At 45.3% G+C, this 7,763-nt stretch carries 6 protein-coding genes; all 6 read right to left on the bottom strand.

Annotation, left to right across the window (positions count from 1 at the left end; all coding sequences use genetic code 11):
* Nucleotides 1–605: 605 nt before the first annotated feature.
* Nucleotides 606–1,367, bottom strand: a complete 762-nt coding sequence (locus tag ACO1R6_RS01885; RefSeq protein WP_486261770.1) for a glucosamine-6-phosphate deaminase — start codon at nt 1,365–1,367, stop codon at nt 606–608.
* 189 nt (nt 1,368–1,556) lie between these two features.
* Nucleotides 1,557–2,630: a dihydrodipicolinate synthase family protein gene (locus ACO1R6_RS01880; protein ID WP_486261769.1), complete on the bottom strand. Its 1,074-nt coding sequence runs from the start codon at nt 2,628–2,630 to the stop codon at nt 1,557–1,559.
* Nucleotides 2,631–2,700: 70 nt separating this feature from the next.
* Nucleotides 2,701–3,717 (bottom strand): NAD-dependent epimerase/dehydratase family protein, encoded by a 1,017-nt coding sequence (locus ACO1R6_RS01875; protein ID WP_486261768.1) that lies wholly within the window; start codon nt 3,715–3,717, stop codon nt 2,701–2,703.
* Between the two features lie 90 nt (nt 3,718–3,807).
* Nucleotides 3,808–5,076, bottom strand: coding sequence for an Nramp family divalent metal transporter (locus tag ACO1R6_RS01870; protein WP_486261767.1), 1,269 nt, complete (start codon nt 5,074–5,076; stop codon nt 3,808–3,810).
* 409 nt (nt 5,077–5,485) lie between these two features.
* Nucleotides 5,486–6,715 carry an N-acetylglucosamine-6-phosphate deacetylase gene (gene nagA, locus ACO1R6_RS01865; protein WP_486261766.1) on the bottom strand — a complete coding sequence of 410 codons (1,230 nt, stop codon included), beginning with the start codon at nt 6,713–6,715 and terminating at the stop codon, nt 5,486–5,488.
* Nucleotides 6,716–6,965: 250 nt separating this feature from the next.
* Nucleotides 6,966–7,763: Gfo/Idh/MocA family protein (locus ACO1R6_RS01860; protein ID WP_486261765.1), on the bottom strand; the 798-nt coding region annotated here is incomplete at its 5' end.

The following is a 7,763-nucleotide window of genomic DNA, read 5'->3' as shown; positions in this document are numbered from 1 at the left end:
GCTCGGGCAAATAAATTAAGATCGAAAAATATTAAACTGTCTTTTTACTAATATAAACCTGTTTAGTAAATAAAGATTGGCAAATAATTTAACTCTGACCGTAGTGGACTAGGAAAGAAAAAGGCAAAGGCTTATGGATTGGCAGTGATAACACCACCAATGGCAGCGGATTTTTCGCTTTTCCACTTATATTAAACAGCTTCATATTAAAGAGGAATTGCGCTGTAAATAAAATAAACGTGTTTACAGGGATGTACTTGCGTTTATTAAATGCGCACTGAATATTATTCCATTTAGTAAAAAACGCCTCCAAAAGGGAAATACAAATTATTCCCTGACCACCAGTCATTCCCGGCGAGAATCTTCTGCCTGGAAAGCGTAACAGGCAAATTCAGCGTTCTGTTTATTACCTGTTTATACCTCCCACGCAGAAGATTGTTGACAGAATAACCGGTTGCGGAAGCTTTTTGCTGGGCTGCTATGGAATACACTTTTTACTATTGGGTATAAGTTCTAGCCTGTTATAAGTTTAAAATCTGTGGGCCAAAATAAAAGCCAGGCAACTAAAAGTTACCTGGCTTTTATTTTAAATTATGTTAATTGGTTTAGATTAAAGCACTACTGTCTTTATCTAAAAATAAAATAGCGTTCGGGTGGTTTCTTAAAATAGTAGAAGGATATAAATCGGTAATCTCGCTTTTTAAGGTATGGTAAACCGCTTGCGCTTTAGTAGGGCCGGGCACCATGCAAAATGCAAAATCGGCTTGCATTAAAGCTGGTACCGTAAGGGTTAAGGCGTGCGTAGGTACTTCGTCTAAGTTGGCAAAACAGCCGTCGTTTACCTGTTGCTGGCGGCAAGCCAGGTCTAAATCTACTACTTTTACCAGATACGGATCGTTAAAATCGGCTACGTGCGGGTCGTTAAAAGCAATATGGGCATTTTCGCCGATTCCCATGCAAACCATATCGGTTGAATAAGTTTCGAGCAAAGCGGTATAGCGGGCGCACTCTTCGGCCATGCTGGTGGCTAATCCGTTCAAGTAATAAACCGCTTTAAAAGGTAGTTTTGAGAAAATCCGGTCCTTTAGAAAGTTGCCAAAACGCTGCGGAGCCTCATCGGCTAAACCCACGTACTCATCCATGTGAAAAGCCCGGATACGTTCCCAAGCAATATTGGGGGCTTGCACCAAGGCCGCCAGAAACTCGTTTTGCGATGGAGCGGCCGCAAAAATAATATTTACAAATTCTTGTTGAGCCAATAGCTCGCGGATTTTGTTTGCAGCCAGGGTAGCGGCTTCTGCGCCCATCTGCGCCCGGGTTTCGGCAATACTAACTTTTAAATTATCGGTTACGATTTCATTTATCATATCTAAACGGGCAAAAGAAAAGGTTTTAAATAGTTTAGGGGTGCTTATATGGCCCCGTTTACAACAGCTGGCTAGCCGCAATAAATTTAACCTGGAGTAGTATTCTGATCTAAATACTACTCCACTTTATGCTCCTCTTTAATTGAACATGGCTAAATAGGACAAACAAACAAACAAATATTTCAGGGTTTATACCCCCATGGTTTCGGTCGCAAGATGTTGTTTTACAAATTCATCGTCTACCAGGTCCGGATAAGCCTGGCACACCCGATCAATTTCTTCCATCTGCCCCGGCGACAGTTCTTCGGCCGGGTTTAAACACCAACGCCCTTCGAGTAAACCTTGCCGGCGGAGTACCTCATGAATGCCCGGTATACAGCCATGAAAGCTATGGGCTGGGTCAAAAATGGCGGCATTCATATCGGTTACGGCTATGCCTTTGGTAAGTAATTGTGCTATGCCTTGGTTGCCGTTGGCTTTACAGGCTTTTACTTCCTGTAACAGTTCTACTGCTTTTTGCGTCCAGACGGCCCAATGACCCAACAAACCACCCACAAACTCTTTTTCTACGGTTTGGCCGTTTACCTGAAACTGATACGTGGTAAGTAAATCGGCTACAATATTATCGTCGTTGCCGGTATACAGGGCTATTTGCTCCCGCCGCGACGAGCTGCACACCGCCCGCACCACATCTAAGGTTTGGTAGCGGTTAAAAGCGGCTACTTTAATGGCCTGCACATTTTCTATCTCGGCAAATTCTTTCCAGAAATTATAGCTAAAAATGCGGCCGCCTACGCTGGGCTGCAGGTAAAAACCAAATACCGGAATTACTTCGGCTACCGCGCGGGTTCTGGCCAATATTTGCTCTTCGGTCCAGCCTTGTAAGCCGCCCATGCTCAGCAAACCAATATCATAACCATGTTTAACCGCAATAGCGGCTTCCTGCAGGGCTTGTTCGGTAGGACCAACCAAGCCGGCTACTTTTAGAAACGGCCGTTCTAAACCAGCAGCAGCTATTTCTTCGGCCGCTAAACGCAACACTGGTTCGTAAAGATTTATTTCGGGGTCGCGAATCTCGAATTGGGTAGAGTGCACGCCTACAGCTACGCCACCGGCACCGGTAGCCATATAATAGCGGGTAAGGCCCCGCTGGCGGGCTTCGTCTAATTCCCGGTCCTGGTTTAGGGCCAGGGGGTGCGCCGGAATAACGGTGCCTTGCTGTAATAAGGCTAACTGCCCGGCACTTAATTGCGGTGAATTCATATATTAAATTTTATCTTTTACTACTTTATTTCTCTACTTAAGACCAATTATACATGGGCGTTTATACCGGCTAAAACTTGCCTTGCCGTTCCTGGAAGTGGGTAGGTTTGTTCAGGGTTTTGCCACCTTCTTTTACCCAGGCCGCTATCAAATCCATCATCTGGCGCAAAGTTACCCGCGGATAACCAAATAACCGGTGCGCTTCGGAGGCATTGCTCAGCAAGGAAGTAGGCTGTTCTTCGTTGATAAAAACGGGTTCTTTGCCCAGCAGCAAACCAAATTGGTTGGCCAGCCAACGCACCGATAAGGTTTCGGGACCCGTTACGTTTAATATTTTTGCGGGTATTTCGCAGTGCCGCAGGGCCCGGATGGCTATTTCATTGGCATCGCCTTGCCAAATAACATTAACACTGCCAGTGGCCAAATCAACGGGGGTTTGTTCTTGTACGGCTTTGGCTATTTCCAACAACACGCCATACCGTAATTCTACCGCGTAGTTTAACCGGTAAATTAACATAGGCGTCTGGTTTTTCTGCGAAAAATAGCTAAAGACCCGCTCCCGGCCTAAGCACGATTGTCCGTATTCGCCAACCGGATTGGGGCTTTGTTCTTCGGAAAGGCCGCCCACGGTAGCCGGCGAAAATGGCAAAACGTTACCGGTAGAAAAGGCTACAATCCGGCTATCGCGGTAGCGCTCAGCCACGCGGCCAGGCAAATAGGTGTTCATAGCCCAGGTAAATGCTTCCTGACCGGTGGTACCAAATTTATTTCCGGCCAGATATAATACGTTGGCGGCGTCGGGCAAGGCGGCCAGGTGCGACTCGTTGAGCAGGTCAGCGGCTATGGTTTCAATGCCTTCGGCTTCCAGTTCTGCCTGCATGGCCTTATCGGAGAACCGCGATACGCCAATGATGCGTTTTTTAACACCCGCCTGCTCGGCAGCTTGTTTTGCCTGCCGGGCCATACTGGGCCCCATTTTGCCAGCTACTCCCAACAAGATAATGTCGCCTTCCAGGTGGTACATATCGGATATCAGGGCTTGGGAGGGCCGTAATAATTCTTGCTCTACTGCTTCTAATTCAGTCATGGACTACTACTTTACTAATTTTAAATGCTATGCTACTATTCAGGTTGATGGGATATATTATAATATGTAAGCTTAAGCTCGGGGTTTAGCTTACTTTAAAAAGAGTTCGTTTACATTGCTGGCGGCCAGCGCAAACAGCAGCAACAAGCCCAAAACGCCAAATACTTTGGCGGCCGGCGTGTTTTTTAACGGCCCCATTACTTGGGCATTATTGGCTACGGCAAACAAGGCAATACCAATAAATGGCACCAGGAAAATGGTTATGCTCTGCGCCAAAACAATTAATTCTAAGGGGAGTTTACCAAAAACAATGGCAATAATGGCACCTATTACCATAACTAAGGCAATAAGAAAACGGACGGCTTTGCTGTTTAAGCTGCTGCCGTAACCCAGCGCATCGCCCAACAAGGTACCACCTACGGTAGCATTACCTACCAGCGAAGAAAAGGCAGCCCCGAACAGGCCGGTTAAAAACAAGGTAGCCGCGTAATGACCAAATAATGGTTCCAGGGCTTTGGCCATATCGGAGGCACTGGTTAGCTGAATACCTTGTGGGTTGAGCACGGCCGCAGCACAAATCAGCACAATGGCACTCATCAGCCCCAAGATAAATATACCGGTAATCGTGTTCCGGCTTGTTTCTTTAATTTCGGGGTTAAGTTTTATTCTTTCCTGCACCAGGTAAGTTTGGTAAAAGGCTCCAACCATAGAAAAACACGATGCCGTAAAGGCAATTACCAAACCTAACGACCCCGTTGGCAGCGTGGGCATCAGCCCCTGGGCAATGCCGGTTACGGAGGGCTGGGCCAGAAACAAGGTAGTTACAAAGGCAAAGAGCATCAGGCCAATGAGCATCAGCATCAGTTTTTCGAGTACCCGGTAGAAACTGCGGAAGAATAAAAGGCTTATGCCAAATACGTTAAAGAAAATTATCCAGTAGGCAGGTTTGGTTTGGGTGGCCTCGGCTAAGGCTATGCCCACGCCCACTGAGTTACCAGCCTGAAAAGACGTGGTAACCAAAAACACTCCGAAGCCAATAATTATGGCCGCTACTTTACCCCATTGCTGGCGAATGGTGGTGAGCAAAGACTGCTTGGTGGCTACTCCTATGCGGGCACCCATGGCGGTAAAAATAGTCATAAACACAATGGCTACCACAACCACCCACAATAACGAATAGCCATACTGTGCTCCCAGCTTAGACGTAATTGTCATTTTACTGGGCCCAAATACCAGGGCGGCGGTTATCAGGCCGGGCCCCAGGGCTAATAACCACTGCTGAATACTTTTTAATATCCCTTTTGGCGCTTCGTTTTTACCCGTGGTATTTACTGATTGGTCAGCAACTTTTAACTTCATATAGCTGTTCTGGCTAGATTTCAAATAAATGTTTAATATTTTATTCAGGTTTTAATAGGCGTAACAAGAATAACTTACAATTTTATATTAATCCTGAAAGCGCTTAAACAATATTAATTAATCTGAATATTCTCACTCCTAAACCACGGCGATAACCGTACAAAGGAATTCAGGAGTAAGTAAACACTTTTTTCGGGCACGTACACGAAAAAAAGCAAAAAAATTTATTTAAAAAGTCTTTTTTGCCCCAAATGCCTCCACAATCAAAGGTACATGTCCAACTTTTTAGAAGCAACTTAGGATTACTTATAAAAAGCAATGTACAGGAAAGTAACTTTCCTGTACATTAAAGTCGTTTTATTCTCGCCCATGTAAGGCCCTGCGTAAAGAACAGGAAATGAAGTTTAGCTTACAAACTTACCTTTTCCAGGTAAGTCTCCGCTTCTATTTCCTGTTTCTGGTAAACTACTTTGCCCTTTACCATAGTTAGCTGAATATTAATATTATCATTAAAAATAATAATATCAGCATCTTTACCTTTGGCTAATGTACCTTTTTTATCGGCTACACCTATAATACGCGCGGGCGTACTGCTTATCATTTTAATGGCATCTAATAACGGTACATTGGCCAGATTAAGCATGCTGCGCACCAAGCGGTCGGCGGTGGCTACGCTGCCGGCAAAAGAAGAACGATCCAGGAGTTTGGCTACTTCATCTTCAATAATTACTTCTAAGCCGTCGTGTTTACTTCCCAGAATACTTTTGCCCGGTGGCATGCCTGCTCCCCGCATAGCATCGGTTATTAAAGCAGTCCGGTCAGCACCTTTAATTTTATATACCAGCTTAAGCAATGGCGCCGGCAGGTGAATACCATCGGCAATTATTTCCACGTCCATCTCGTCGAGCAGGTAGGCGCTTTCGATTACGCCGGCATACCGGAACGCATTTTTACGGGTTACCCCCGACATAGCAGAATACAGGTGCGTAGCCAAAGTATACCCATTTTCAAAGGCTTCTACTACTTCTTCGTAAATAGCATCGGTGTGGGCTACGGCGGCCAGAATATTATTTTTCCTTAAATATTGGCCAAAAAGTATAGCACCGGGCAATTCGGGCGCGGCACTCCACCGTTTAATAGAAGTAGAATAAGAGATAACTGCTTTGTACTCTTCCGGATCGGGGTGGCGAATATACCGGGGATCCTGGGCCCCACGCTGGCTTAAAGCAAAATAAGGACCTTCTAAGTGAATACCTAAAAACTGGGCACCGGCCTGATTTTTTAAATTGGCTTTCTCGTATGTATCAAGGGTATTTAATAATTCTTCTTTACCACTGGTAAGGGTAGTTGGCAACATGGCAGTAGTACCATACCGGGCGTGGGTTTTCGCAATTTCCAGGAAGGCTTCTTCTGTACCATCCATAAAATCGTGCCCGCCGCCGCCATGCACATGAATATCGATAAACCCCGGCGAGACATAATTGCCCTGAGCATCTATTTCTAATGCATCCGGAGCTTCTAAGTTGCCTTCTGCTACCGCTTCAATAACGCCATCTTTAATTAATATTGTACCGTCCTCGATAATCCGACAGTTAGTAATAATTTTTCCGTTACTAATCTTTATCCTTCTTCCAATCATGCTGCGTGCATCTTAGTTATCTTATAGTCGCTTTGTCCAAAACCCGGTTACCGTGGCCGGCAAAAAGATTATTCTGGTTTATGTAAGCTGGAATCATAAAAAGATTCACCTTATTTATTCGCCGGTTTAAGGCCAGAATCAAATACGCTGCCGTTACGCCTGTACTGCTAACAATATTTAATTAATAATCTGGTGTTTTTTATGCTGCTTATAGCTTTGGCAACTACAATGAATATTGTTAATTTAATTATTATATACGTGCTTTTTGCATTACGCTGTCTAAGGTTACCGGTTTGCCCCCCTGGCGTTTGCTTTCGTCGGCGGCTTCCATAAAGGCGTAAATCTCTAAGGTTTCTTCGGTTGGTACCGGCGACTGCCCAGCCTGAAAGAATTTGATTATTTGGGATAATAAAGCATTATAACCGCCGTAGGGGCCTAAGGTTAAATTGCCCTTTTCGCCGTAAACCGTACCGCCGTAGCCATGGGTGCCCGAACGGGTTCCCCGGAAAGTGCCTACTCGCCCGTCGGCCCAGGTACCAACTACAATTTCGGTAGTAGGATTATTAATTCTGATTACACTTTTACATCCCGTGCCCATTACCGAGAACAAGGTTTCTACGCCGTGAATACCGTACCAGAATAAATCAGGGTGCGTTTTCTCTAAAGTAGCCGGACTAAACGTATCGGCACCTAAGACTTTGCCTACTTTACCTTGCGCGGCTTCCTGCACGCCGGCTAAATAACGAAGCGATGAGGAGGAGAACACCGGTACATTTTTTTGTTTGGCAGCCTCATAAATAGCTACTACATCGTGTAAAGAAGCAGCTACCGGCTTATCAATAAACATGGGCTTACCGGCTTTTATTACTTCCATGGCCTGCTCCAGCCGTGGTCGCCCATCGTTGGTTTCCAGCAACACCACATCTACTTCTTTTAACAAAGCTTTAACTGAGTCTACTATTTTTACCCCGTGCTTTTTTACTTCTTCTATAAAGCCTGGAATACGCTTAACACTCGACTCTATATCGTTGCTGCCTTTGGGGTAGGC

It is taken from the genome of Adhaeribacter sp. (genome assembly GCF_057359045.1).
This window is presented reverse-complemented; position numbering and strand designations above follow the sequence as displayed.